This is a genomic window from Thermus sp. NEB1569, assembly GCF_022385295.1.
GTDB lineage: Bacteria > Deinococcota > Deinococci > Deinococcales > Thermaceae > Thermus > Thermus scotoductus.
Genome location: NZ_CP092445.1, coordinates 1,264,856 through 1,288,093, shown reverse-complemented (window position 1 = coordinate 1,288,093; position 23,238 = coordinate 1,264,856). Strand labels below are relative to the sequence as shown.

The following is a 23,238-nucleotide window of genomic DNA, read 5'->3' as shown; positions in this document are numbered from 1 at the left end:
TCCGATAGTTTACCCAAGCTGGGTGGGGTGCGTTCAGGGGGTGTTAGGATGAGGTTGGCATGGGGGAAGTAGCTCGGGCCTTGCCCATGTCCTTCACTGCCTACCTAGAAATGGAGGAAGGAAGCCCCGTGCGCCATGGGCTGATGGGCGGTTTCCCCCACGCTATGGCCGGGACCAGCAAGACCCATAACCTCAGGCGTATCTTCTGGTGAGCACCCGGGAGCCGCGCCTGGAGCTTTCCCGTAGGGGGGAAGGAGGCTTCAGGTGGGAGGCGTTACGCGGTGGGGCGGGTAGTTCTGCCTTGCCCGGAAGCGGCCTTGGACCTCGAAGCCCCCTACGAGGGCGTGGAGCTGGAAAGCGCATAGAGGTAGTAGTGGCCCTCCCCCAGGTCGAAGAAGGCATCCTCGTAGGCCAGGCCCTCTATCGGGGTTTCCCCAGGGATGGCCAGGAAGGTTTCCCCCACCCGGATCCCTTCCGGTTCCAGCTGGAGGATCCCCTGGGATACCTCCCTCGAATCCGCTTCGGGGTCGTTGACGGGTGTGTGGAGGAGCCGGACGGGAAGCCCCTCGAGGCTATAGAGGACGTTGCTGGGGTCCCGGAAGGGAGCCCGGTGGAGAAGGCGCTCCTCCACCAAGACGATCTCCCCCAAAAGGGCGTAGCGGTCCAGGGGCACGAGGGCCTTCCCGCTTTCCAAAAGGACCAGGAAGCGGGTGCGGTCCTCCGGGGAAAGAAGCACGGGAGCCTGGTTTCTTCCCACCTTGGGATCCTGGTCCAGCCTCTCCCCTTTAAGGAGGGTTTTGGCGGCCTCCAGGGCTTCCTCACGGGTTTTGTAAAGGCTATAGGGGTTGATCTTGAAGAGAAGGTCGTAGCCCCTGGGTCCCTGAATCAGCCAGGCCAGGTGGAGTTCAAAGAAGGGTTGCTTCCGCCACTCAGGGTACATGCAGATCCATATTAGCCCAGGCCTCAGGAGGGTTTTGATGAAAACTGTGAGTCCCCCCCTTGCCCAAAACCATATCCGGGTATACCCTGAGCCCGGTATGGCGCTTACGGAAGAGCGGGTCCTCGAGGCCCTGCGCACGGTGATGGACCCCGAGCTGGGCAAGGATCTGGTTTCCTTGGGCATGGTAGGGGAGGTGAGGCTGGAGGGGGGCCGGGTGGACCTCCTCATCAACCTCACCACCCCCGCCTGTCCCTTAAAGGGCCAGATAGAAGCGGACATCAGGCGGGCCCTTCATCCTTTGGGGGTGGAGGAGGTGCGGGTGCGTTTCGGCGGTGGGGTTAAGGCTCCCGAGCAGTACCCCATCCCCGGGGTGAAGTACGTGGTGGCGGTGGGCTCCGGCAAGGGGGGGGTGGGCAAGAGCACCGTGGCCGCCAACCTGGCCCTGGCCCTCTTGCAGGAGGGGGCCCGGGTGGGCCTCTTGGACGCTGACCTCTACGGGCCCAGCCAGGCCAAGATGTTCGGCCTGGAGGGGGAGAGGCTCAAGGTGGACCAGAACCGGAAGATCCTTCCCCTCGAGGCCTTTGGCCTTAAGGTCCTTTCCATCGCCAACATCGTTCCCCCTGGCCAGGCCATGATCTGGCGGGGGCCCATTCTCCACGGAACCATCAAACAGTTTCTGGAGGAGGTGAACTGGGGGGAGCTGGACTACCTGGTGGTGGACCTGCCCCCAGGTACCGGGGATGTGCAGCTTAGCCTGGCCCAGCTCACCAAGGTTTCCGGCGGGGTGATCGTGACCACCCCGCAGGAGGTGGCCCTAATCGATGCGGAAAGGGCTGCCGATATGTTCAAGAAGGTGCAGGTGCCCATCCTGGGGGTTTTGGAGAACATGAGCCACTTCCTCTGCCCCCACTGCGGAAAGCCCACCCCCATCTTTGGGGAAGGTGGGGGCCGGCGGCTTGCGGAACGGCTCAAGACCCGCTTCCTAGGGGAGATTCCCCTTACCATGCCCTTGCGGGAGAGCGGGGATAGGGGAAGGCCCATCCTGGTGGAGAACCCGGAAGGCCCGGAGGCGGAGGCCTTCAGAAGGGCGGCCCGGGAGCTGGCCGCCGCCTTGAGCGTGCAGGCCTTTATCGCCTTGCCCATGGCCTGACATGGCCCTAGTTCTGGAAGGCACCAAGGAACGGGTTTTGGACCTCCTGAGGCTAAGGCCCTATACCGCCAAGGAGCTGGCCGAAGCCCTGGGGGTAAGCCGGGTGGCGGTTCTGAAGCACCTACAGGACCTCGAGGCCCGGGGCCTGGTGCGCTCGGAGGTGCGGAAATGCCCGGGCCGGGGCCGGCCTTACCGGGTGTACCGGGCCTCGGACGGGGAAGCTCCTTACGCGGCCTTTTGCGGGGACGTGCTTAGGGAGATGGAGAGGGTTCTGGGCCGGGAGGGGGTGGTGCGCCTCCTTTTGGAAAGGAACCGTAGCCTGTTTGCTTCCTTGAACCTGGAGGCCCTTCCCCTCAGGGAACGGCTCGCCCGCCTGGCCCAGTTCCTGAGGGAGCAGGGCTATGAGGCGGAGGTGGTGGAGGAAGGGGGAAGGCTGTACCTTTGCCAGAAGCGCTGCCCCAAGCTGGCCCTCTCCCGGGAGCACGAGGCCCTTTGCCAAAGCGAGCTCCTTGCCTACCAGGAGCTTTTAGGCCTGCCCCTGGTGCGGGAGGAGAGGCTGGCCGAGGGGGGAAGCTGTTGCCGCTACCGGGTAGAATAGCGGGGTGTGGGTTTACCGCCTAAAGGGCACGGCGGCGGAACTGGACCCCTTGATCCCCGATCTCTTCGACCGGGGGGCCCGGGGCCTCGAGGAGCGGGAGGGGGAGGTGTGGGCCTATTTCCCTGCTCCTCTGGACCTCCCCTTTGGGGGAGTATGGGAGGAGCTCCCCGACGAGGACTGGCTTTCCGCCTGGCGGCGAGACCTTAAGCCCGTGTGGGCTGGGCCCTTCGTGGTGCTGGCTCCCTGGCACCCCTGGGAGGGGGAGGGGATTCCTTTGGTGATCGAGCCCGGCATGGCCTTCGGCACCGGGCACCACGAGACCACCCGCCTGGCCCTTTCCGCCTTGGCCCGCCACCTGCGTCCTGGGGAAAGGGTGCTGGACCTGGGCACGGGCTCGGGCATCCTGGCCATCGCCGCCGCCAAGCTGGGGGGCAAGGCCTTGGGGGTAGATATTGACGAAACCGTGCTTCCCCAGGCGGAGGAGAACGCCAGAAGAAACGGGGCCGGGGTCTGCTTCCTCCCGGGTAGCCTCGAGGAAGCCCTACCTCACGGGCCCTTTGATCTCCTGGTGGCCAACCTGTTTGCGGAGCTTCACCGGGAGCTGGCCCCCCTTTATCCAAAGGCCTTGGCCCCTGGGGGGAGGCTCCTCCTCACGGGGATCCTTTTGGAAAAGGCCTCCCTGGTGAAGGAGGCCATGGCCAGGGAAGGCTTCTCCCTCCTGGAGGAGGAGAGGGAAGGGGAGTGGGTGTTGCTGGCCTACGGGATCTGAGCCATGCGCCCGCACCGCGCCCATAGCCCAGGCCTTACCGGGGTGCTTCCCTTAAGGGAAAGCCGGCACCTCCTGGAGGTGCTGCGGGCCAAGGTGGGGGACCGGTTCACCGTCTTTGACGTGGACCGGGAGGCCCTGGCGGAGGTGGTGGAGCTGGGGCCACCGGTGCGCTACCGCATCCTGGAGGAACGGCGCCCGGAGCGGGAGGTGGGGGTGGAGGTGGCCCTCTACCCCGCTCTTTTAAAGGGGGACAAGCTTGCCGAGGTGGTGCGCGCGGCCACGGAGCTCGGGGCCACCCGCATCCAACCCCTCGTCACCCGGCACTCCGTGCCCAAGGAGATGGGGGAGGGGAAGCTGAAAAGGCTTCAGGCCATCGCCGTGGAGGCAGCCAAACAGTCGGGAAGGCTAAGGGTGCCCGAGGTCCTGCCTCCCATTCCCCTGAACGCCCTTCCGAAGGTGGAGCAGGGTATGGTGGCCCATGTGGGAGCAAGAAGCCTGGTTCGGGAGGTGCTGGACCTTGGGAAGTCCCTGGCCTTGGCCGTGGGACCGGAAGGCGGATTTGCGGAGGAGGAGGTGGAGCTTTTGCAGGAAAAGGGCTTTACCCCGGTCTTCCTGGGCCAGAGGATTCTGCGGGCGGAAACGGCAGCCATCGCCCTCCTCGCCCTGTGCACCGCCGGGGAGGGGAGATGAAGACCTTCGGCTGGCTTGGGGGTGTGGTCCTCCTCTTTCTTGCGGGCTGCCGCTACACCTTCCTCCCCCTGGACCCGGGCAAGCCCCTGCCCCCGGAAAGGCCTTTTGTGGTGGCCCGCCTGGAGAAGGGCGCGGAGGAGGCCATCCTGGTCCTCAGGGTGGAGCGCCTTCCTTCCCCGGGCTACCTTCACCTCAAGTGGTTCCGGGAGGAGGCCTTGCTCCAGGAGAAAACCCTCCTTCTAGAGGAGGTGGGCTCCTACCGGGTTTCCTTTCCCTTGAGCCAGGGCTACCACCGCCTGGTGGGGCTTTGGGTGGAGGGGGTTCTTTTCCAGCTGGACCTGGGGATGCCCAGGCTACCGGACCCCGATGAGGAGGAGAAAAAGGGGAATGGTCAAGAAGGCTAGGAAGGTGGAAACCACCACGCTCCTGGCCACCCGCAAGGCTTCCCCCCCAAACTCCCGCGTGAGGAGGAAGGCGTTCACCGCCACTGGGGTGGCCGACTGCAGGACCAGGACCTGGTGCTCCAGGCGGGGAAGGCCCAGGATGAACCCCACCCCGTAGGCCAGAAGGGGGGCCACAAGGAGCCGCAGGCTGCTGGCCACTCCCTCAAAGGCCCCCACCTGGAAGCGGGTCTGGCTCATCTGCATTCCCAGGGTGAGGAGGAGAACGGGGATGGCCGCCTGGCCCATGAGGCGTAGGCCCTCGTCCAGGCGGAAGGGAAGGCTTACCCCCAGGGTCTTCAGCAGCAGGCCCAGAAGGAGGGCGTAAAAGAGGGGCAGGCGCAGGGTGAAAAGGAGCCCTTCCTTGAGGCCGCCTCCCCGTATGAAGGCCGGTCCCAGGCCGAACATGACCACGCTGGAGAGGATGAAGTACACTACGGCCCGTCTCAGGCCCTCTTCTCCCAGGGCAAAGTAGACCAGGGAAAGCCCCATGTTGCCGGAGTTGGGGAACAGGCTGCAGACGAGAAGGGACTTGGCGGCCTCGGGGGAGAGGCCAAGGAGCCTGGCCATCCCGGTGATGGCCAGAAAGAGGAGGAGGTAGGTGAGGGTAAAGCCCAAGGCAAGGCCCACCAGGCCTTCCCGGGAGTACTCCGCCCGGTACATGGCGTCGAAGATGAGGGCGGGCACCAGGAGGTAGAGGGTAAGGCGGCTTAAGGTGGTGAGGTCCATGGGGATGCGCTTTCCCATCAGATACCCGGAGAAGATCACCAGGGCCACGGGAAGAACCGTGTTGAGAAGGGCCTGCATGTGAGGCATTCTAAAGGCATGGCAGGCTATCTGGCGCTTTCCAAGGCTATAGAAAGGGTGCTTCTCCGGAAGGCGGAGGTTCCGAGAAGGCAGGTCCTTCCCATCCCGGGAGGGCGGTTTTTGGTGATGCCCGCCGCAGACCAAGAGGTGGCCCTTTGCAAGCTGGTCACGGTGGAGGCTTCCCGAAGGGAACAGCCCGAGGCCCACCGCCAGCCTGCGGTGCAGGCGGAGGTCTGGGTCAGGAGGCTGGATACCGGGGAGGTTGTTCACCTGCCGGGGGAAGAGATCACGAAAAGGCGCACCGCTGCCCTTTCCCTTCTCGCGGCCCGGCTTCTTGCTCCCAGGCAAGAGGGGGCCCTGCTCCTGGTGGGGCCTGGGGTTCAGGGGGAAGCCCACCTCGAGGCCTTCGCCGAGGGATTTGCCCTGCGCCGGGTGTGGATCCGGGGAAGGAGCAGGGAGCGGACCGAGGCCCTTTTGGCCAAGGCCAGGGGTATGGGCCTCGAGGCGGAGGAGTGGGTGGCCCCTGAGGTGCCTGAGGAGGTGGCCTTCATCGTCACGGCCACATCGAGCTCCACCCCCGTCCTACCCGAGAGGGTGCCGGAGGGCACCTTCATCGCCGCCGTGGGGAGCTTCCGCCCGGAGACGCGCGAGGTGCCAAGGGCCTTGGTGGAGCGGGCGGCGGTTTATTGCGACACGGAGGATGCCCTGGTGGAGGCCGGGGAGCTTCAGGGTCTTTCCAAGCCGGTGGTGACCTTAAGGGAAGCCCTTTTGGGCAAGCGGTCGGAAGGGGACCCCGTGCTTTTCAAGAGCGTGGGCCACGCCCTTTTTGACCTGGCGGCGGTGCGGCACCTCCTGGGCTTGGACTAAAGGCGGACGACGATCTTGCCCACATGGCCCCGGTCCAGGAGGGCTTGGAAGGCGGCTTCAGCCTCGGGGAAGGGGAAAACCCTTCCCACCACGGGCTTGAGCTCCCTGCCCAAACGGGGCAGGAGAAACCGCAAGGCCTCCTGCACCAGGGCTTTTTCCCTGAGGAGGGGAGCAAGCCAAAAGCCCATTACCGTGAGGTTCCTCCGCATGAGGCGCAAGGGATTCAGGGGCGCCACCTCTCCCTCGGCGGCCCCAATATAGACCAGCCTTCCCCCTGGGTTCAGAAGGGAAAGGCTTTCCTCCAGCTGGTTACCCCGCACCTCCAGAAGGATATCCACCCCGCCGAATGCCTTGGCCTTTTCGGGGAGCTCCGCATAGGTGGCGACGGCCTCAGCCCCCAGGGCCTGGGGAAAATCCAGCTTCTCGGGCCTCGAGGCGGAGGCCAGCACCTTTAGGCCCATGGCCTTTGCCACCTGCACCGAAGCTGTTCCCAAAGCTCCCGCCGCTGCCTGCACCAGGACCTTTTCCCCGGGCTTGGCCCCCGCCTGCCTCAGGGCCAGGTAGGCGGTGAGGAAGGAAACCGGGTAGGCGGCGGCCTCCTCCGGGGAGAGCCCCTCGGGCACGGGTAGAAGGGCTTCCCTGGGCACGGCTACCTTCTCCGCCAGGGCCCCATGCCCTACCAAGGCGGCAAAGCGCCGCCCCTCCACCCGGCCCACCACCTCCATGCCCGGCACGAAGGGCGGATGAATCCGGGTGAGGTATCCGCCAAGCCGCATGAGGTGGTCGGCGAAGTTCAGGCCCACCGCCTCCACTTCCAGCACTACCTCTCCCGGGCCCGGCGTGGGGTCGGGGATCTCCTTAAAGGTCATGGGGCCTTGAAGGCGTTCTTGCACCCAGGCGCGCATAGCAGGAGTCTACCCCTTTACCGAGCCAGCCAGGAGCCCCCGAAGGAAGTACCGGCCCAGGAAGATGTAGACCAGAAGGGTGGGTAAAGCGGCCAGAATGGCCCCGGCCATGGGCAGGTTCCACTTCACTGCCTCACCGCCTGCCAGTTGCGCCAGGGCCACGGTGATGGGCTGGCTTTCCGGCCGGGTCAGGGTCACGGCGAAGAGGAACTCGTTCCAGATCTGGGTGAACTGCCAGATGGCCACCACCACGAAGGCGGGGGCAGAAAGGGGCAGGATTACGTGGCGGAAGATGCCGAAGAAGCCTGCCCCGTCTATGCGGGCAGCCTCCACCAGCTCATCGGGGATTTCACTGTAGTAGTTCTTGAAGATAAGGGTAACGATGGGGATGCCGTAGACCACGTGGACCAGGATGAGGCCCCATAGGGTGCCGTAAAGGCCTATGGCCTTTACGAACTGGAAAAGGGGGATGAGGATGCTCTGGTAGGGGATGAACATCCCGAAGAGCATGAGGGCAAACAGGAGGTTAGAACCCCTAAAGGGCCACTTGGCCAGGACGTAGCCGTTGAGGGCTCCCACCAGGGCGGACAGCGCCGTGGCGGAAAGGGCCAGGACCACGCTGTTTTGGAACTTGGGCCGGAAGGCATCCCAGGCGATTTTGAAGCTTTCCCAGTACACGGGGTCCGGCCAGCGCCAGACCGTGTCCAGGGTAATCTTGGCGGGTTCCTTCAGGGCGGTGAGGATCACCAGATAGACGGGGAGAAGGAAGAAGAGGGTGGCGAGGAGTAAGAAGGCGTACAGGAAGAACCGGCCCATCAGCGCCTAACCTCCTTCCGAAGCTGGCTTACCAGGTAGGGGATGACCACCAAGGCCACCAAGAGCAAGAGGAGTATGCCGATGGCCGCCCCCTTGGCGAACTGATTCCCGCGGAAGGCGAGGAGGTACATGTAGATGGCGGGTACATCGGTGGGGGCGTAGTCCAGCCCGGCCATGGCGAAGATGAGGTCGAAGATCTTCAGGGCGATGTGCCCCAGGACGATCATGGCGGAAAGGGTGATGGGGGCGAGGAGGGGAAAGATGACGTGCCGGTAGGTCTGCCACTCGCTGGCCCCGTCCACCTTGGCCGCTTCCAGCACCTCCACGGGGATTCCCCTTAGACCCGCCAGATAAAGGGCCATGGTGTAGCCGGACATCTGCCAGACCGCCGCCAGAATCACCCCCACCAGGGCTAGGCTGAAGCCGTGGGGCTCGGGGTAGGGGAGAAGGTGGGTGGTCCTGCCCAGGGTGAAGGCCCAAACCAGGAGGACCCCGCTGGACAACAGGCTCCAGAAAAGCCGCTTCCTTTCCCCTTCCTGGTGGGCTTTCCAAGCCACGTACAAGAGGGTTAGGCCCACCGCCAAGGCGGTGTAAAAGGGCAGTTGGTTCCAGTCAAAGACCCAGGTCTGCTGCCTGGTGGTGAGCCAGGGGAAGTGGAAGGGGGGTAGGCCAAAGAGGGTGGGCAGGACGTTGATCCCACCTTGGGGCTGCAAGAGCCAGCGCCAGATGGTGCCGGTGACTACGAAGGAGAGGGCCATGGGAAAGAGGAAGACGGTGCGGAAAAAGCCTTCCCCCTTGGGCCCGCGGTCCAGGGCCATGGCCAGGAGGAGGCCTAGGCCCAGGCTTCCCCCCATGAAAAAGAGGGTGAAGAAGATGAGGTTGACCACGCTTTGGCGGAAACGCACGTCCACGAAGCCGGTGAAGAGTTCACGGTAGTTTTCCAGGCCCACGAAGTGGAGCTCTGGCCTCAGGGCCAGGGCCTGGGCTGGGTTCTTTCCCCAGTCGGTGAGGGAAACCCAGAGGTTTTGCCCGATGAAGCCGTAGACGAAGATGCCCACGGCCACCAAGGACGGAAGGAGGACCAGGAAGGCTACGATCCGGTCGCGCATGAGGCCTCCGGGAAAAGCCCGTGGGGGCTTTTGCCCCCACGGGCCGAGGGGTTCTAGCGGCCCAAGCCCACCTGGTTGGCGATGGCCTGGGCGGCGTTGGCCGCCGCTTGTGGGTTCCTGCTTTGCAAGAAGATCTCCATCACCGTGCCGAACTGGCTCATGAAGCTTTCGGGTGCTACGGCCCCGTGCACCAAAGAGCCCACGATGCGGTTGGACTTCCAGTCCTTCATGGCCGACTGGCCGTAGGCGTTGTACTTGGCGGGGTCGGAGTCCAGCCGGGCGGAGATGGAGCCCTTCAGGGGGTTAAAGGTGTCCTGGCCCTGCTTGGAGCCCACCAGCTTGAGCCAGTTGATGGCGTTTTGCCGGTTCTTGGCTCCCTTGGGCAGGCCAAAGGAGTCGGAGAGCATCATGAAGATCCCTTGGGTGCCGGGGGAGGGGGCCCAGGCGAAGTCCACACTGGGCTTCAGCTTCAGCGTGGTGCTCATGTAGCCGGCGGCCCAGTCGCCCATGATGTTGAAAGCGGCCTTGCCCTGGACTACCCGGTCCACCGCCTGTTGCCAGGAAAGCCCCGCGGCGTCCTTGTTGGCGCAATCCAGCACCTTGCCAAAGGTTTCCCATACGGCCACCGCCTTGGGGTCGGTGAACTTTAGCTTGCCGCTCCAGAGGTTATTCCAGCCGTCGGCTCCCAGGGTGGCCAGGGCCACGCTTTCCCAAAGGTGCTGCTGGGTCCAGTTCTCGCCCAGGGCCAAGGGTGCTTCAAGGCCCTTCCGCTTCAAGGTCTGGCAGGTGGCGAGGAACTCCGCCCAGGTCTTGGGCGGGGTCACCCCCCATTCCTTCAGCTTGGCGGGGATGTACCACATGACGTTGGAGCGGTGGATGTTGACGGGCACGCTCCAGATGCCTCCCTTGTAGGAGAGGAGGTCGATGAGGCCCTTGGGGAAGGCTTGGAGCCAACCCTCCTGCCGGAAGAGGCTGGTGAGGTCCTCCATGCGGTCGGCCACCACCCAGGTGCCGATGAGTTCCTGTCCGGCGTGCACCTGGAAGGTATCGGGCGGGTCACCGCCCAGCATGCGGGTCTTCAGGACCGCCTTGGCGTTCACCCCTGCCCCGCCGGTAACCGTGGCGTTGATGACCTCCACACCGGGATACTTTTGCTTCTATGTACACGTCAAAACCTCCATAGGGCATAACCCCAAGGGACTTCCGCGCCTTCCTCCCCCTGCACCCCAGAGGGCAAGCGCCCAAAGGGTGAGCAGGTCCAGCCCCGCCCGGAAGAGGCTCTGTCCCAGCCTCCCGTGCTTCTTGGGCCTCACCGGACGCACCCGGTGCAGCACAAGCCCCGTCCGAAACGCCCACACGAAGGCCAGGCTCAAGGGGACCAAAAGCCGCGAAAGCCTCTCCCCCCGCGTCACGTGCGTGGCCTCCAGGTCAAATCCCCGCCCCTTCAGGGCCCCAAAGAGCCGCTCTATCCCCCACCTGAGCCCGTACACCTCCAGCACCCGGTGAGGGTCCAGGTCCGTAGCCACAATCAGCCACTCCCGGACCCCAAGGCGCAACCCCACCACCCACATGCGCCGCCCGTAGACCCAGTACCGCCGCCTGGGCACCCGGCTCTCTCCCACCTTCAGGGAGGCAAAGAGCTCCCAGGCCCGAGGGCCCGAGCCCAACCGCCACATCCGGGTGTTGGCCTTGATTCGGATGCACCGGGGGATGCCCTTCTCCTCCAGGTACCGGAACCACGCCTCCCCTATGAACTCCCGATCCGCCAGGAACCCCTCCACCCGGAGGTGGGGGAAGTGGGCCCTCAGGAAAGCCAAGGCCCTCTCCATCAGGGCGATGCGTTCGGGGGTGGAGGAGTTGCCGTCGTGGGGAAGGAAGCTCCAGAACAGGGGGACGGCCAGGCCTTGGTACAGGAAGGCCAGCATCAGGAGGTTGACCTTGCTCTTCCCCAGCTCCCACTCGGTCCGGTCCATGACCAGGAGGAGCCCTTGGGGTCGGAGGAGGGCGAAGATGAAGCGGGCATAGCCCTCCCCGTCCAGCCCCGGCCAGGCCAAGAACCGCTGGAACCTTCGGTAGGCGGAGCGGGGGTCAGGGCTGGCTATGGAGCCGAGGGAAAGAGCGAGTCTGGGGCCGCTTGTGGTGCGGGCGGTGACCAGAGCCATCACCAGGGCGGCCAGGAAGGTGAGGCGCCTGAGGTCGGCCTTCCAGTATCGCTTCAAGGCGTTGATGAGTGGGGTAAGCTGTTCCATGGGGACCACCTCCTATGGGTACCTGCCCATCCACGTGGGCGCAGGTCCATCCTAAAGGGGTGGTCCCACGTTTTGACGTGTACTGAGCTTTTGCTTATAAAGCCGGATGAGGGCCTCGAGGGCCGGGCCTTCGTCTCCCGCCCACCAGGAGAAGATCTCCAGCTTGCCCGTCTGGGCCAGGGCGCTAAGCCCCAAGGCCACGCCGATCGCCAAAAGCCACTTCCTCATACCTACCTCCATTGCGACGTGGGCTTTCTGCCCACAGGCCGCCCAGCTCGAAAAACCTCACCAAAAAGAGGCTAGCCCCACCCACCGCCGGGGCCAGGTGACCATAAAGGGAAGGTTGCACGGGCAAGGAACGATGGGCTTCCAGGAAGGCATGGGCCGCCAAGGACTGGCGCAAGGATTGCTCCAGGTAGGGGAAGAACTCGGCTGCCTTGCCCCCTATGACCACCCGGGCCGGGTCGTAGGCCCCAGCCAGGTTGGCCAGGAAGCGGCCCAAGGCCTCGCCCAAGTGGTGGATGGCCTCGAGGGCCAAAGCCTCCCCCTGCTTGGCCTGCTGGAGCAGGGCCTCGAGGGCCCCCGCCTTTCCGCCCAGGGACCGGTAATGCTCCAAGAGGGCACCGAGGCCCAGTTCGGTTTCCAGGCACCCCACCCGGCCGCAGGCGCAGGGCTTGTGCCCCTGGCCGAGCCAGTGGCCCAGCTCCCCAGCGGCCCCACCCGCTCCCCGCAGGATCCGGCTATCCGATACCACCCCGATTCCCAAGCCCGTGCTGAGCACCAGGTAGGCGAGGTTAGCCTCGCTGTGAAAGAAGACCTCGGACAGGGCCGAGGCCTTGGCATCGTTTTCCAAGGCCGTGGGCAGGGGAAAGTGGGAAAGCAGGGGCCGGAGGTCCAGGTTTTTCCAGCCCAGGTTGGGGGCCAGGAGGAGCCGGTCCTCCACCACCACCCCAGGCAGGGTGAACCCCAGGCCCAAGGGCCCCGGTACATGGGGAAGAATCTCCTGCAGAAGCCGTTCCAGACGTTCCCTGGGACCGGCCTCCCGGGGGTGGCTCCATTCCTTGGCCCATAGAACCTCTCCCCGCCAGTCCAGGGCCAGAAGGACGGTTTCCTCCACCCCCAGTTCCGCGCCTAGGGCAAAGCGGGCGCCAGGGCGTAGGTGCAAGAGGGTGCCGGGCCGGCCCACGGGGGGAGAGGTAAAGGCCCCTTCCTCCAGAAGGCCCTCCTGTAAAAGCTCATCTATCAGGCGGCTTACCGCGCTTTTAGCCAAACCGGTAAGCCGGGAAAGGTCCGCCCGGGTCGTGTAAGGATTTATGTGTAAGGGTCCGTGTTTAATAGGGGGGCACACCTTAGCACGAGGAGGTGCCCCGTGGACCAGGATACCTTGCGGATCTTGCTGAGGGAAGCGGTGCGGGAGACAGTAGCCGAGGTTCTGCAGACGGTTCTGGAGCTGGACCGGACGGCCTTCTTGCAGGTGCACGGAGGCCGCAGGAACGGCTACTACCCCCGCAAGCTGGAGACCGCCTTCGGCCAGGTGGACCTGAAGGTCCCTAGGGATCGGGAATCTCGGTATTACCCGGCTTTCCTTAAGCCCTACGTCCGCCGCCTGGTGGACGTGGGGGAAGTGGCGGTAGCCCTTTACGCCGCCGGGGTCAGTCAGCGCAAGGCGGCCGAGATACTGAGCCTGCTCTTAGGCCACCGCTACTCCCACGAGACCCTGAGCGCCCTGACGGACGAGGTCCTGGAGGCGGCAGGAGCCTTCCGCACCCGGCCTTTGCCCGAGGAGATGGCCTTCGTCTACCTGGACGGGCTTTCCCTAAAGGTCTTCAGGGAAGGAGAAGGGATCGTACGGGAAAGCGTGTATGTGGCCCTGGGCATCGCCCCTAATGGGGAGAGGCGGGTCCTGGGGTTTTGGCTGTTGCCCACGGAGAGCGCCCTGGGATGGGAGGGGGTCCTGGGGGAGCTTTGGCAGCGGGGCCTGCGGCGGGTATTGCTCTTCATCACCGACGGGCTGCCCGGGCTTCCCGAGGCGATCCGCAGGGTCTACCCTCAGGCGGAGTGGCAGCGGTGCGTGGTGCACGGGGTGCGGTGGAGCCTGTCCCAGGTGCGCTCCCGGGACCGGGCCCTGCTGGCGGAGGACCTGAGGCGGGTGTACGGGGCGGAGAGCCGGGAAGAAGCTCTTGGGGCCTTGGAGGAGGTGAAGGCCGCCTGGGGTTCGCGGTACCCGGGGGTGGTGGGGCTTTGGGTACAGGATTCGGGGGCCTTCCTGCGGTTCTACGGGTACCCCAAGGTGCTTTGGCCGTACCTGCGGAGCACCAACCTGATGGAGCGGTTTATCCGGGAGCTACGGCGGGGGACGAAGGTGCGGGACCACAAGTTTCCTAAGGAAGAGGCGGTGTACAAGCTTCTTTACCTGGAGTCGGAGAGGCAGGAAGGGAGGTGGGCAGAACGGAAACTAAAGGGGTTCTCGGAGGTGAAGGAGGTGCTGGAGAAGATGCTTCAGGAGCGGTATGCCCCCCGTACACAGACTCTTACACATAACTCTTGACACGACCTCCGCCCGGGTAAGGGGGCCCCGCCTCAGGTGGGCCAGGATAGCCCGGCGGTTGAGCCTGCGGATTTCCCGCGTGTCCCCTTTGCGCATCCCAGTTCCTTTCCCTTTTCCCTTTAGTTCGTTCTCGGGACTAAGTAAATCACCCGTCCCCGAATGTGTCAAGCCCTTGCCTTTTTGCCCCATTAGGCTTAGCCTGGCCTTAAGGCCCGCTAGGGCCTCAAAGCCAGGTCCGTTGCCCTGGTGCCTGGGCGCGTAGTCCAGGCTTAAAGTGGGGAAGTCCGGTGCAAGTCCGGCGCTGTCCCGCAACGGTAACCGGCCATGCTTTGGGCTTAAGCTTCGCAGGCCGGAAGCCCGAATACCTGCCAGGGCCGCCCGCCAGACCCCGAGGCGGGCACCTCACGCGGATGGGGGAGCGATGGGGGTTTGCAAAGCCATTTGCGCCCCTGCCGCTTTCCGGCAGGGGTTTTCCCTACCTCCCCCGGGCCTGGCCCTAGCGGCCTTAGGGAGGTAGGCATGAGGAGAGTTCTTTCGGTTCTTTCGGTTCTTCTGGCGCTGGCCTTTGCTTTTCCCCTTACCCTCACCGACGACCTAGGGCGCACGGTCACGGTCAAGGCACCCCCAAAGCGCATCGTTACCATGCTCCCATCGGTGACGGAAACGGTCTGCGCCCTAGGGGCTTGCGACCGCATCGTGGCCACCGACGACTACTCCGACTGGCCCGAGAGGGTGAAGGCCCTGCCCAAGGCGGGGGGGCTTTACAATCCCAACCCCGAGTTCATCGTTTCTCTGAAGCCGGATCTGGTTCTGGTTTCCAAGTACGGGCGTTTGTACGAAACCCTGGAGCGGGCGGGCCTAACGGTGTATGCGGTGCGCACTGAGACCTACGAGGATATCTTCCGCACCACCCGTACCCTGGGGAAGCTTCTTGGCCTCGAGGCCCAGGCGGAGCGCCTGGTGGCCCAGATCCAGCGGGAGGTGTACCAGGAGGAGTCCCGTGCGGCCAAGGCCACGACCCGGCCCCGGGTTTACTATGAGATCGACCCCACTCCCTACACCGTGGGTCCGGAGAGCTTCATCGGGGTCCTGATCCAAAAGGCCCGGGGGGTGAACATCATCCCCAAGGAGCTGGGTCTTTTCCCCAAGATCGCCCCCGAGTTCGTGGTGGAGAAGAACCCCGAGGTGATCGTGGCCACCTACCCGGGTGCCCTGGAAACCATCCGGGCCAGGCCTGGCTGGAGCCGGGTGAAGGCGGTGCAGATAGGGCGCATCTGCGTGTTTACCGAGGGTCAGGATAGCCTCCTCTCCCGCCCAGGCCCCCGGGTGGCCCAAGGGCTTAGGCTTCTGGTGGATTGCTTCCATGGGCGTTAGGCCATGACCCGGGCCCTCCCCCTGGCCCTTAGGCGGAGCCTGGTCTTTTTCTGGCTCCTCCTCCTGCTCCTCCTGGCCCTGGTGCTGGGGGTAGCCATGGGGGCGGTGAGCCTGCCGCCGGGCGAGGTGCTCCAGGCCCTTTTGGGCCTAAAGGAGAATCCCATCGTCACGGAGATGCGGCTTCCCAGGGTCCTGGGGGGGATGCTGGTGGGGGCGGCCTTGGGGATGGCGGGGGCCAGCTTCCAGGGGCTTTTCCGCAACCCCTTGGCCGACCCCTACCTCATGGGCTCGGCGGCGGGGGCGGCCTTCGCCGTGGCCCTTCTGGCCAGCTTGCTGGGGGGCCTGGCCCCCGCCTTTGCCCAGCACGCCATCTTCCAAAGCCTGCCCCTTTCCGCTACCCTCTTCGGGTTCCTCGGGGCCCTCTCCGCCAGCTTCCTCACCCTGGTTCTGGCAGGGGGGGCGGCCCGGACGGGGGAGCTGGTTCTGGCAGGGGTGGTGGTGGGGAGCGTTCTGACTGGGGCCACCACCTACCTGATGATGCAGGACGCCGACCGGGTGCGGGCGGTCTTCGCCTACACCCTGGGCAACCTGGCCTTCATGGGCTGGCCTTCGGTGAAGGCCATGGTCCTTTTTTTCCTTCTGGCCCTTCCCCCGCTGTTGCTTTTAGGGCGGGTGTTGAACGCCCTCCAGCTGGGGGAGGAGGTGGCCCGGAGTATGGGGCTACCCCTCGAGGGCTTGAAACTCCTCCTCCTCCTTGCCGCAAGCCTGTTGGTGGCTGCTGCCGTGGCCCAGGCGGGGATCATCGGTTTCGTGGGCCTGATTACCCCCCATCTCCTCCGGCGCCTCTTGGGCGAGGATTACCGGTTGCTTCTGCCTGCTTCTGCCCTAGGCGGGGCGGTTCTCCTAACGCTGGCGGACCTCCTGGCCCGCACCCTTACCCGGCCGGCGGAGCTTCCCGTGGGGGTGGTGACCACTCTTCTCGGGGGGCCATTCTTCCTGTACCTGATGTGGAGGCGGCGTGGAAGGGCTTGAGGCCAAGGGGATCGTGGGGCCCTATGCCCTCTTAGGGGTGGGCCTGGCCGTAAGGCCGGGGGAGTGGGTGGCCCTTTTGGGCCCCAATGGATCGGGGAAGAGCACCCTTCTGAGGGTTATGGCGGGGCTCCTCCGGCCCAGGGCAGGGGGGGTCTTTCTGGAGGGAAAGCCCCTTCGGGCCTATGGAAGCTATGCCCGGGGCCGGCTCCTCGCCTACCTGCCCCAGGGAGGCCCCTACCCGGAGGGGCTCTTGGTGGAGGAGGTGGTGCGTCTGGGGAGGCTTCCCCACCTGGGCCTTTGGGGGCGGGAAGGGCGGGAGGATGTGGAAGCGGTGGAGTGGGCTTTGGAGGTTACGGGGGCTTCCCGTTTCCGGGGCCGGTACCTGGGCAGTCTTTCCGGCGGGGAGCGCCAGCGGGTTCTTCTGGCCCGGGCCCTGGTGGCTAGGCCCCGCTACCTCCTTCTGGACGAACCCACCACCTTCCTGGACCTGGAATACCAGGGTGGGCTTCTGGCCCTCTTCCAAAACCTGGTTGCCAAGGGGATGGGGATTCTTTCCGTCCTTCACGACCCCAACCAGGCGGCTTTGGCCGGACGGGTGGCGGTGTTGAAAGGGGGACGGCTTTTGGCGGAAGGAAGGCCGGAGGCGGTGCTCACGGAAGCCCTTCTGCAAAACCTCTACGGCCCAGGGGTGCGGGTGGCCCACCTCATGGGGAGGCCCCATGTCTACCTGGACGGATAGGGCTAGGCTCTACATCCGGGGCCGGGCTTTCCTCCTGGACCTAGGGGAGGAGGTGGCTTTTTACACGGAATCCGGACCCAAGAGGGCCCGCTACCTCCTGGTGGGTAAGCTTTCCCTGCCCGAGCGCCTGCGGCTTGGCCTGCCCCGGGAAGGAGTTCTCCACTACCCTTTGCCGGTGGACCCCTTGGCCTTTGAGTGGGAGGGGGAAACCCTGATCCTTCCGGGGCTCAGGGTGTATCTGGGAGGGCCTCCGGCCTTTGTGGAAACCCCTTACTACGCCTGGCGGCTGGGGTGAGGCCAAGAAGCCCTTGACGGAAACCCCGCCACGGGGTAGGGTGAACTTACCGACCGTTCGGTCGCCAGACACAGGAGGTGGCGGATGCGGCTAAAGGACAAGGTGGTGCTGATCACGGGAGCGGCCCACGGGATCGGCCGGGCTACCCTGGAGCTGTTTGCCCAGGAGGGGGCCAGGCTGGTGGCCTGCGATCTGGAGGAGGAGCCCCTAAGGGAGGCGGCGGCGGCCACGGGGGCCTTGGCCCTTCCCATGAACGTGGCCGACCCGCTTTCCGTGGAGAGGGGATTCCAGGAGGCCCTTCAGGCCATGGGCCGCCTGGACGGGCTGGTGCACTATGCCGGCATCACCCGGGACAACTTCCACTGGAAGATGCCCCTCGAGGACTGGGAGGCCGTGATCCGGGTGAACCTCACGGGAAGCTTCCTGGTGGCCAAAGCGGCCTCCGAGGCCATGCGGGAGCGCAACCCTGGTTCCATTGTGCTCACCAGTTCCCGGGTGTACCTGGGTAACCTGGGGCAGGCCAACTATGCGGCTTCCAAGGCGGGGGTGGTGGGGCTGACCCGGACCCTGGCCTTGGAGCTTGGCCGGTGGGGGATCCGGGTGAACGCCCTGGCTCCGGGCTTCATTGAGACCCGGATGACGGCTAAGGTGCCGGAGAAGGTGCGGGAGAAGGCCATCGCCGCCACCCCTTTGGGGCGCACGGGGAAGCCCATTGAGGTGGCCTACGCTGCCCTTTTCCTGGTTTCGGATGAGTCCAGCTTCATTACCGGCCAGGTCCTCTTCGTGGACGGGGGTAGAACCATCGGCGCTGCTCCCGCTTGAGAGGCGAGCATGGACTTTTCCCGACTAGATGAATTCTTGAAAAGGCAGGTGGCTGAGGGTCTTCTTCCCGGGTACGTGGCCCTGGTGGCCCGGGGGGGAGAGGTGATCTACCAGGGAGTGGGGGGGTATCTGAATCCGGAAAGGGCTCTTCCCATGCGGGAAGACGCTCTTTTCCGCATCTACTCCATGACCAAGCCATGGGTTTCCGCCCTAGCCCTCACCTTCGTGGAGGAGGGCAGCCTTTCCCTTCTGGACCCTGTGGAAAAGTACCTGCCGGGGTTCGCCGGGGTCAAGGTGGGGCGGGAAGTGGGGGAGGAGGTGGCCCTCGAGGCCCTTAGGCGGCCCCTCACCGTCTACGACCTCCTGCGCCACACGGCGGGCTTTACCTATGGGGTCTTCTTCCGCTCCCCGGTGAAACGGCTCTACCTGGAGGCGGGGGTGGATCGGTTTGACCTTCCCCGGGAGGAGTTCCTTACCCGCTTGGCCTCTTTGCCCCTGCGCTTCCAGCCGGGAGAAGCCTTTGAGTACGGGCTTTCCACCGATGTGCTGGGGCATCTTTTGGAGGTGCTTTCGGGGAGAAGCCTGGCGGAGCTCTTGGAGGAACGGGTGTTCGCCCCCTTGGGGATGCGGAACTCGGGCTTTCTGGCCAGGGATCCCACCCGTTTGGCAAGGCCCTTCCCCCAGGACCCGGAAACGGGTAGGTCCATCCGCCTGATCCCCGTGGAGGCGGAGCCCCCCCGGTATGCGGGGGGCCTGGGCGGGGTAAGCACGGCCTGGGACTACCTGCGGTTCCTGGAGGCCCTGCGCATGGGCCGGGGTGTGTTGCACCCGAGCCTGTGCCGCCTCATGACCCAGGACCACCTGGGTCCCCTTTACGAAGCCGGGTTGCGGCGGGGCTTGGAGTACACCCCAGGTCCGGGTTACGGCTTTGGCCTGGGGGTGGCGGTGCGTTTGGGCCCTGGGGGTCTGGCGCCGGGAAGCCCCGGGGACTTCTACTGGTGGGGGTTTGCCGGCACGTATTTCCTGGTGGATCCCGCCCTGGAACTGAGCGCCTTGCTTTTCACCCAGGCCCCCAATCTCCTTTCCGTGCTGGAGCCGGAAAGGGCTCTTCACTCCCGGCTTGGGCAGCGGCTTGGCCTGGCCTTCCGCACCCTGGTTTACGGGGCCCTTTCCTGAAGGGCCTCTACCCCAACGGCCTGGGCCAGCTCCTCGGGAAGGCGCAATACCTCCCCTGCCATTTCGATGCCCACCCCGTCTCCTTTCTCCACCACCCTAAGGACCTTTCCGGGAACCAGACCCAGCTTGGCCAGGAGGTTGAGGGTGCCCCGGTCCTGGGCCAAGGCCCGCACCACCCGGGCCTCCCCTAAGGGAGCCTGGGAGAGGGGGAGGGCTGGGGCTTCCGGCAGGGCCAGGTCCTTGGTGGGGATGGGGTCCCCGTGGGGGTCAAAGGGAGGGTGGCCTAAGAGCTCGGCGATCCTTTCCTCAAAGGCCTCGCTGATCACGTGCTCCAGCCGTTCCGCTTCCTGGTGGACCTCTTCCCAACCGTAGCCGAGGGCCTGGTGCAGGTAGGCCTCGAGGAGCCGGTGGTGCCTTAGGACCTCCAGGGCGATCCGCCGCCCGGCCTCGGTGAGCCGGGCCCCCTGGTAGGGGGCATGCTCCACCAGGCCCAAGGCGGTGAGCTTCTTGAGCATCTCCGTCACCGAGGGGGGTTTAACCCCCAGGCGCTCGGCAAGCGCTTGGGTGGGCACCGGGCCTTGCCGCTCCGCCTCCAGGAGGAAAAGCTGCTTCAGGTAGTCCTCCTGGGCCTCGGACAGGGGAGGGCGCGTCATCCCCCTCAAGGTAGCATGAAACCCTAGGGGTTAAAGAAGCTTCTTGGCCCAGGGAGGAGGGCCTAGGCCCAGGAGGCCTTTAAGCCCCAGGGCTGCCTCCACGCCCTGGGTGCCATAGTTGTTGTTAAAGATGACGAAAACCGTCTCGGCCTTCTCCGCAAGGGTCAGGGTAGCCTGGGCCAGGTCTTGAAGCTCCTCCTCTGAGTAACGCCAGTTGAAGCGCTCGTAGGGCTTTTGGTGAGGGCCTTTCCAGGACTCTGCGTTTCTTCCGTGGCATCGAAGCACCGCCACGGGGTGGGTGGGTTCCAGGACCCGGGGTGGGGCCTCGGGATGGAGTGGGGCATCCACGCTCACGTGGATGAGGCCGAGCCGCTCCAGTTCCTTCCTCACGAATCCCCAGGCCACGTACCACCTGGGGTTGCGAAACTCCACCGCCACCCAGTAGCCCTGGGTCCTCTCCGCCAGGCGCTCCAGGTAGCGAAAGCTTCGGGGCTTGGGTTCGGTCCAGGGTGGAAGGCCGAAGTGCAGGTACCCCAGCTTGCCCGCCTCCCTTAAAGGGGTGATGGCGGCGAAGAAGCGGTTCCAGGCTTCCTCCAGAACCTCTTGGGGGATTTTCCGCTGGGCCAGGTGGCCTTCGGTTTTGGGGAGAAGGGAGCGAAGGTCCTTGGGAAGGGTGGCGGCCTCGAGGCCATGCCCGGTAAAGGCGGAAAAAGCCTTCACGTGGAAGAGAAAGCCCGCTGGGGTCCTCTCTGCCCATTTCGCCACCACCTCCCGCCGGGGTAGGGCGTAGAAGGTGCTGTCCACCTCCACGGTGTCAAAGTGCTCCGCATAGTAGCGGAGGCGCTTCTCGGGATGGTGGCGTACCTCGGGAGGATACCACCCGGAGGCGAGGAGGGTGGGGTCGGTCCAGCTTGCCGTGCCCACGCGGATTTCCGCCACCTCTCCATTCTACCCCTTGCCCAAGCCCCCTGGGGGCCGCCTTGGGCTGCCACAGACTTGACCGCTATACCGCATAGAGCCCCAGGAAGCGCAGGGCGGAGAGGGGGTTGAAGGAGAAGGCCTCCAAGGCCGCCTTCTTCTCCCTGACCCCTTGGCGGTGAAGCATGGAGACCAGAAAGGCCCGGAGGGCCGCCAAGACCTGTGCCCCCACCCCCCGCACCTGGCAGGCATCCTCGTGGAGGAGAACGTCCCGTACCCAAAAGGACCGGTTCTCTACCTCCCACCGGTAAAGGAGAAGCTCCCCAAGCCGCCTCGCCTCCGCCTCCTCGGCTCCCAAGCTGGTGAGGGCGTAGCTCACCGTCCGCCGCACCTCCCCCGTCCCCTTGTGCCTCACCTCCCGCTCCATCCGCACCACCTGCCGGCACCCGGGAAAGGCCCGCACCTCTTCCGGCAGGTAGGGGGAAGCCCAAACCCGGTAGGTCCACACCTCCCCATCCCGCACCAGATTCCACACCGCCTCGGTCTCGCCAGGAAGCCGCCTCTCCTCCATGCCCTTGAACACCTCCAAGGCCCACTCCAAAAGTTCCCCCTGGTTAGCCTTCAGGACAAAGAGGTACGCCCCCCTTTTTGCACCACCTTCCCCGCTAACTCCGGGTACAGGTACCCCGCGTCCCCCACCACCACCTTCCCCTTGAGCCCCTCCGCCCCCAGGCGGTCCAGGAGCTCCAAAAGGGCTTGGTCCTCCCTCCCCTCCGCCCGGGCCTGGGCCAGGGTGGTATGGAGGTGCAGGGCCAGGACCTCCACCAGCTTCACCTGGGCGCTTTTCCCCTTGCCGCTTCCCCGCAGGTGCTTCCCGTCTACCACCAGGACTTCCCCAAGGTCGGCTTCGGGGAAGACCTGGAGGAGGGCCGCTTGGAGCTTTTCAGGATCCAGGCGGTGAAGGAGAAGGGTGATGGCGGTGTGGCCTGGGGCCTTGCGCAGGCCCAGGTGGGGCAAGAGGTGGGGGTTGGCGCGGGCGAAGCGTTCCACGCCCCTCAGGGAGTCCACGCGGGAAAGAAAAGCCACCAGGATGAGGGCCAGGAGGCCCCAAAGGGGGTACTGCCGGTTGCGGGCCCGGGGGTCGGGGATCTGGGACAGGGCTTCGCGCAGGGTCATGCCCCCTCTTTACTCCAGGAGCCGCATATAGGTCAAGTCTGGGGCTGCCAGGGCCCGCGCCCCCCTTCCGTCGCCCGGTACCATGGGGCCATGGAGCCCTCCTGGCCCAAGCCTCGCCTGGTGGTAAGCGCCTGCTTGGGGTTCGCCGCTGTGCGCTATTCCGGGGAGCTCATCCCCGACAAGGGGGTGGCGGCCCTGCGGGAGCACGTGGACTTCGTTCCCGTCTGTCCCGAGGTGGAGATCGGCCTGGGGGTGCCGAGGCCGGTGGTGCGCCTGGTGCGGGGGGAAGAGGGCGCGAGGATGGTCCAACCCCGGACCGGGGAGGACCTCACCGAGAGGATGCAGGCCTTCGCCCGGGGGTTCCTCGAGGGCCTGGGCCAGGTGGAAGGCTTCCTCTTAAAAAACCGCTCCCCCAGCTGCGCCCTGAAAGACGCCAAGGTCTACGCCCATCCCGAAGGGGGCGGGGTGGTGGGGAAGGGGGCGGGCCTCTTCGCCAGACTCGTGGAGGAGCGTTTCCCCCTCCTCCCCAAGGAGGACGAGGGGCGGCTCACCAATGCCAGGATCCGGGCCCAGTTCCTCACCCGGGTCTTCGGCCTGGCCAGGCTCCGGGAGGCGCAGGACCTTTCGGGCCTTCAGGCCTTCCACGCCCGCTACAAGCTCCTCCTCATGGCCTACAGCCAGAAGGAGGCGAGGGCCCTGGGCAGGCTCCTCGCCGAAGCCAAGGGAAGGCCCTTCCCCGAGGTCTTGCGGGCCTATGAGGAGGGCTTCCTGCGGGCCACGGATAGGCCCTACCGCCTCGGGGCCATGGCCGACGCCCTCCTCCACGCCTTCGGGCATTACAAAAGGGCCCTTTCCCCCAGGGAGAAGGCCCACTTCCTGGACCTCCTTTTGGACTTCCGGGAGGAGCGCCTTCCCCTCGAGGCCCCCCTTGCCCTCCTCGCCTCCTGGGCCCGGCGCTTCGCCGAGCCCTACGTGGAGGCCCAGGCCCTCCTGGAGCCCTATCCCCGGACCCTGATGCGCGTTTCCGGGGCCTAGAGGGAGGGGAAAAGCGGTCCTTGAGGTGGGCCAAGCCCCCACCTCAGGGCCTCTCCTGGGCCCGGAGGGTGGTATCCCTTCCGGGGGCGCCAAAGGGGAAGGCGGCCTGGGGAGGCGGGAAAGACCCTCA

Annotated in this window: 26 protein-coding genes, 2 pseudogenes and 1 riboswitch; of the genes and pseudogenes, 15 read left to right on the top strand and 13 right to left on the bottom strand. The window is 65.5% G+C overall.

Annotation, left to right across the window (positions count from 1 at the left end):
- Nucleotides 1–59: 59 nt before the first annotated feature.
- Complete coding sequence (locus tag MI302_RS07410) at nucleotides 60–212, top strand: hypothetical protein (protein ID WP_019551449.1); 153 nt, start codon at nucleotides 60–62, stop codon at nucleotides 210–212.
- 122 nt (nucleotides 213–334) lie between these two features.
- Here the strand turns inward: MI302_RS07410 and MI302_RS07405 are convergent, their stop codons facing one another.
- Complete coding sequence (locus tag MI302_RS07405; protein ID WP_126170496.1) at nucleotides 335–940, bottom strand: hypothetical protein; 606 nt, start codon at nucleotides 938–940, stop codon at nucleotides 335–337.
- A gap of 97 nt (nucleotides 941–1,037) precedes the next feature.
- Between MI302_RS07405 and MI302_RS07400 the strand changes: the two genes are divergently transcribed.
- The 5 genes from MI302_RS07400 to MI302_RS07380 are packed head-to-tail and all read left to right on the top strand — an operon-like array spanning nucleotide 1,038 to nucleotide 4,551.
- On the top strand, nucleotides 1,038–2,090 hold the full coding sequence (locus MI302_RS07400) for an Mrp/NBP35 family ATP-binding protein (RefSeq protein ID WP_239725343.1): 1,053 nt from the start codon (nucleotides 1,038–1,040) through the stop codon (nucleotides 2,088–2,090).
- A gap of 1 nt (nucleotide 2,091) precedes the next feature.
- Nucleotides 2,092–2,688 carry a metalloregulator ArsR/SmtB family transcription factor gene (locus tag MI302_RS07395; protein ID WP_239725342.1) on the top strand — a complete coding sequence of 199 codons (597 nt, stop codon included), beginning with the start codon at nucleotides 2,092–2,094 and terminating at the stop codon, nucleotides 2,686–2,688.
- Nucleotides 2,689–2,692: 4 nt separating this feature from the next.
- Nucleotides 2,693–3,457, top strand: coding sequence for a 50S ribosomal protein L11 methyltransferase (locus tag MI302_RS07390; RefSeq protein ID WP_038028864.1), 765 nt, complete (start codon nucleotides 2,693–2,695; stop codon nucleotides 3,455–3,457).
- A gap of 3 nt (nucleotides 3,458–3,460) precedes the next feature.
- On the top strand, nucleotides 3,461–4,147 hold the full coding sequence (locus MI302_RS07385) for a 16S rRNA (uracil(1498)-N(3))-methyltransferase (protein ID WP_019551454.1): 687 nt from the start codon (nucleotides 3,461–3,463) through the stop codon (nucleotides 4,145–4,147).
- Nucleotides 4,144–4,551: a hypothetical protein gene (locus tag MI302_RS07380; protein ID WP_239725341.1), complete on the top strand. Its 408-nt coding sequence runs from the start codon at nucleotides 4,144–4,146 to the stop codon at nucleotides 4,549–4,551. The genes MI302_RS07385 and MI302_RS07380 overlap by 4 nt, the downstream gene beginning before the upstream one ends.
- On the opposite strand, the gene MI302_RS07375 is transcribed toward MI302_RS07380, so the two are convergent.
- A complete protein-coding gene (locus MI302_RS07375) occupies nucleotides 4,501–5,403 on the bottom strand; it encodes an AEC family transporter (RefSeq protein ID WP_126200997.1) in 903 nt (300 codons plus the stop codon). The genes MI302_RS07380 and MI302_RS07375 overlap by 51 nt on opposite strands.
- A gap of 9 nt (nucleotides 5,404–5,412) precedes the next feature.
- Here MI302_RS07375 and MI302_RS07370 point away from each other — a divergent pair, with 9 nt between their 5' ends.
- Nucleotides 5,413–6,261, top strand: coding sequence for an ornithine cyclodeaminase (locus MI302_RS07370; RefSeq protein WP_054391509.1), 849 nt, complete (start codon nucleotides 5,413–5,415; stop codon nucleotides 6,259–6,261).
- On the opposite strand, the gene MI302_RS07365 is transcribed toward MI302_RS07370, so the two are convergent.
- The 7 genes and pseudogenes from MI302_RS07365 to MI302_RS07335 form a co-directional block, all read right to left on the bottom strand.
- Nucleotides 6,258–7,166: an NADPH:quinone oxidoreductase family protein gene (locus tag MI302_RS07365; RefSeq protein ID WP_239725340.1), complete on the bottom strand. Its 909-nt coding sequence runs from the start codon at nucleotides 7,164–7,166 to the stop codon at nucleotides 6,258–6,260. The two genes, MI302_RS07370 and MI302_RS07365, sit on opposite strands and share 4 nt — an antisense overlap.
- 9 nt (nucleotides 7,167–7,175) lie before the next feature.
- Nucleotides 7,176–7,982, bottom strand: a complete 807-nt coding sequence (locus tag MI302_RS07360) for a carbohydrate ABC transporter permease (RefSeq protein WP_019551145.1) — start codon at nucleotides 7,980–7,982, stop codon at nucleotides 7,176–7,178.
- A complete protein-coding gene (locus MI302_RS07355) occupies nucleotides 7,982–9,091 on the bottom strand; it encodes a carbohydrate ABC transporter permease (protein WP_239725339.1) in 1,110 nt (369 codons plus the stop codon). The genes MI302_RS07360 and MI302_RS07355 overlap by 1 nt, the downstream gene beginning before the upstream one ends.
- A gap of 53 nt (nucleotides 9,092–9,144) precedes the next feature.
- Nucleotides 9,145–10,248 (bottom strand): annotated as a pseudogene (locus MI302_RS07350) (ABC transporter substrate-binding protein); the annotation flags it as partial.
- Nucleotides 10,249–11,340, bottom strand: a complete 1,092-nt coding sequence (locus MI302_RS07345) for an IS4 family transposase (protein WP_014514485.1) — start codon at nucleotides 11,338–11,340, stop codon at nucleotides 10,249–10,251.
- Between the two features lie 87 nt (nucleotides 11,341–11,427).
- Nucleotides 11,428–11,568 (bottom strand): annotated as a pseudogene (locus MI302_RS07340) (carbohydrate ABC transporter substrate-binding protein); the annotation flags it as partial.
- Nucleotides 11,525–12,610 carry an ROK family protein gene (locus MI302_RS07335; protein ID WP_239725338.1) on the bottom strand — a complete coding sequence of 362 codons (1,086 nt, stop codon included), beginning with the start codon at nucleotides 12,608–12,610 and terminating at the stop codon, nucleotides 11,525–11,527. The pseudogene MI302_RS07340 and the gene MI302_RS07335, both read right to left, overlap by 44 nt.
- 57 nt (nucleotides 12,611–12,667) lie before the next feature.
- On the opposite strand from MI302_RS07335, the gene MI302_RS07330 reads away from it, so the two are divergent.
- From MI302_RS07330 to MI302_RS07300, 7 genes are all read left to right on the top strand, one after another.
- On the top strand, nucleotides 12,668–13,888 hold the full coding sequence (locus tag MI302_RS07330) for an IS256-like element ISTth4 family transposase (protein ID WP_239725337.1): 1,221 nt from the start codon (nucleotides 12,668–12,670) through the stop codon (nucleotides 13,886–13,888).
- A 227-nt stretch (nucleotides 13,889–14,115) separates the two neighbouring features.
- Nucleotides 14,116–14,276, top strand: a riboswitch (cobalamin riboswitch).
- 131 nt (nucleotides 14,277–14,407) lie between these two features.
- Nucleotides 14,408–15,262, top strand: a complete 855-nt coding sequence (locus MI302_RS07325; RefSeq protein WP_239725336.1) for an ABC transporter substrate-binding protein — start codon at nucleotides 14,408–14,410, stop codon at nucleotides 15,260–15,262.
- Nucleotides 15,263–15,265: 3 nt separating this feature from the next.
- Nucleotides 15,266–16,294: an iron ABC transporter permease gene (locus MI302_RS07320; protein WP_038028851.1), complete on the top strand. Its 1,029-nt coding sequence runs from the start codon at nucleotides 15,266–15,268 to the stop codon at nucleotides 16,292–16,294.
- A complete protein-coding gene (locus MI302_RS07315) occupies nucleotides 16,281–17,033 on the top strand; it encodes an ABC transporter ATP-binding protein (RefSeq protein ID WP_239725335.1) in 753 nt (250 codons plus the stop codon). Before MI302_RS07320 ends, MI302_RS07315 begins: the two co-directional genes overlap by 14 nt.
- Nucleotides 17,014–17,328 (top strand): hypothetical protein, encoded by a 315-nt coding sequence (locus tag MI302_RS07310; protein ID WP_015717361.1) that lies wholly within the window; start codon nucleotides 17,014–17,016, stop codon nucleotides 17,326–17,328. Before MI302_RS07315 ends, MI302_RS07310 begins: the two co-directional genes overlap by 20 nt.
- 84 nt (nucleotides 17,329–17,412) lie before the next feature.
- Nucleotides 17,413–18,150, top strand: coding sequence for an SDR family oxidoreductase (locus MI302_RS07305; protein ID WP_239725334.1), 738 nt, complete (start codon nucleotides 17,413–17,415; stop codon nucleotides 18,148–18,150).
- A gap of 9 nt (nucleotides 18,151–18,159) precedes the next feature.
- The gene (locus MI302_RS07300; protein ID WP_239725333.1) at nucleotides 18,160–19,326 is read left to right on the top strand and encodes a serine hydrolase; all 1,167 of its coding nucleotides are present in this window, start codon (nucleotides 18,160–18,162) and stop codon (nucleotides 19,324–19,326) included.
- On the opposite strand, the gene mntR is transcribed toward MI302_RS07300, so the two are convergent.
- The 4 genes from mntR to MI302_RS12120 all read right to left on the bottom strand — a co-directional run bounded on the left by mntR (nucleotide 19,308) and on the right by MI302_RS12120 (nucleotide 22,073).
- A complete protein-coding gene (mntR, locus tag MI302_RS07295; RefSeq protein ID WP_019551136.1) occupies nucleotides 19,308–19,979 on the bottom strand; it encodes a manganese-dependent transcriptional regulator MntR in 672 nt (223 codons plus the stop codon). The genes MI302_RS07300 and mntR overlap by 19 nt on opposite strands.
- A gap of 30 nt (nucleotides 19,980–20,009) precedes the next feature.
- On the bottom strand, nucleotides 20,010–20,918 hold the full coding sequence (locus MI302_RS07290; protein WP_239725332.1) for a DUF72 domain-containing protein: 909 nt from the start codon (nucleotides 20,916–20,918) through the stop codon (nucleotides 20,010–20,012).
- Nucleotides 20,919–20,982: 64 nt separating this feature from the next.
- Entirely contained in the window at nucleotides 20,983–21,498 is a 516-nt protein-coding gene (locus MI302_RS07285; RefSeq protein WP_239725297.1) for a DDE transposase family protein, read from the bottom strand.
- A 20-nt stretch (nucleotides 21,499–21,518) separates the two neighbouring features.
- On the bottom strand, nucleotides 21,519–22,073 hold the full coding sequence (locus tag MI302_RS12120) for a transposase family protein (RefSeq protein ID WP_014629763.1): 555 nt from the start codon (nucleotides 22,071–22,073) through the stop codon (nucleotides 21,519–21,521).
- A gap of 90 nt (nucleotides 22,074–22,163) precedes the next feature.
- Between MI302_RS12120 and MI302_RS07275 the strand changes: the two genes are divergently transcribed.
- Nucleotides 22,164–23,108 (top strand): DUF523 and DUF1722 domain-containing protein, encoded by a 945-nt coding sequence (locus MI302_RS07275; RefSeq protein WP_239725331.1) that lies wholly within the window; start codon nucleotides 22,164–22,166, stop codon nucleotides 23,106–23,108.
- Nucleotides 23,109–23,238: the final 130 nt, after the last annotated feature.

What these genes read in the sequence shown, in the direction of transcription:
- MI302_RS07410 (WP_019551449.1), top strand. Translation starts at nt 60, where the DNA reads ATGGGGGAAGTAGCTCGGGCCTTGCCCATGTCCTTCACTGCCTACCTA.
- MI302_RS07405 (WP_126170496.1), bottom strand. Translation starts at nt 940, where the DNA reads ATGTACCCTGAGTGGCGGAAGCAACCCTTCTTTGAACTCCACCTGGCC.
- MI302_RS07400 (WP_239725343.1), top strand. Translation starts at nt 1,038, where the DNA reads ATGGCGCTTACGGAAGAGCGGGTCCTCGAGGCCCTGCGCACGGTGATG.
- MI302_RS07395 (WP_239725342.1), top strand. Translation starts at nt 2,092, where the DNA reads ATGGCCCTAGTTCTGGAAGGCACCAAGGAACGGGTTTTGGACCTCCTG.
- MI302_RS07385 (WP_019551454.1), top strand. Translation starts at nt 3,461, where the DNA reads ATGCGCCCGCACCGCGCCCATAGCCCAGGCCTTACCGGGGTGCTTCCC.
- MI302_RS07380 (WP_239725341.1), top strand. Translation starts at nt 4,144, where the DNA reads ATGAAGACCTTCGGCTGGCTTGGGGGTGTGGTCCTCCTCTTTCTTGCG.
- MI302_RS07375 (WP_126200997.1), bottom strand. Translation starts at nt 5,403, where the DNA reads ATGCCTCACATGCAGGCCCTTCTCAACACGGTTCTTCCCGTGGCCCTG.
- MI302_RS07370 (WP_054391509.1), top strand. Translation starts at nt 5,413, where the DNA reads ATGGCAGGCTATCTGGCGCTTTCCAAGGCTATAGAAAGGGTGCTTCTC.
- MI302_RS07365 (WP_239725340.1), bottom strand. Translation starts at nt 7,166, where the DNA reads ATGCGCGCCTGGGTGCAAGAACGCCTTCAAGGCCCCATGACCTTTAAG.
- MI302_RS07360 (WP_019551145.1), bottom strand. Translation starts at nt 7,982, where the DNA reads ATGGGCCGGTTCTTCCTGTACGCCTTCTTACTCCTCGCCACCCTCTTC.
- MI302_RS07355 (WP_239725339.1), bottom strand. Translation starts at nt 9,091, where the DNA reads ATGCGCGACCGGATCGTAGCCTTCCTGGTCCTCCTTCCGTCCTTGGTG.
- MI302_RS07345 (WP_014514485.1), bottom strand. Translation starts at nt 11,340, where the DNA reads ATGGAACAGCTTACCCCACTCATCAACGCCTTGAAGCGATACTGGAAG.
- MI302_RS07325 (WP_239725336.1), top strand. Translation starts at nt 14,408, where the DNA reads ATGAGGAGAGTTCTTTCGGTTCTTTCGGTTCTTCTGGCGCTGGCCTTT.
- MI302_RS07320 (WP_038028851.1), top strand. Translation starts at nt 15,266, where the DNA reads ATGACCCGGGCCCTCCCCCTGGCCCTTAGGCGGAGCCTGGTCTTTTTC.
- MI302_RS07310 (WP_015717361.1), top strand. Translation starts at nt 17,014, where the DNA reads ATGTCTACCTGGACGGATAGGGCTAGGCTCTACATCCGGGGCCGGGCT.
- MI302_RS07305 (WP_239725334.1), top strand. Translation starts at nt 17,413, where the DNA reads ATGCGGCTAAAGGACAAGGTGGTGCTGATCACGGGAGCGGCCCACGGG.
- MI302_RS07300 (WP_239725333.1), top strand. Translation starts at nt 18,160, where the DNA reads ATGGACTTTTCCCGACTAGATGAATTCTTGAAAAGGCAGGTGGCTGAG.
- mntR (WP_019551136.1), bottom strand. Translation starts at nt 19,979, where the DNA reads ATGACGCGCCCTCCCCTGTCCGAGGCCCAGGAGGACTACCTGAAGCAG.
- MI302_RS12120 (WP_014629763.1), bottom strand. Translation starts at nt 22,073, where the DNA reads ATGACCCTGCGCGAAGCCCTGTCCCAGATCCCCGACCCCCGGGCCCGC.
- MI302_RS07275 (WP_239725331.1), top strand. Translation starts at nt 22,164, where the DNA reads ATGGAGCCCTCCTGGCCCAAGCCTCGCCTGGTGGTAAGCGCCTGCTTG.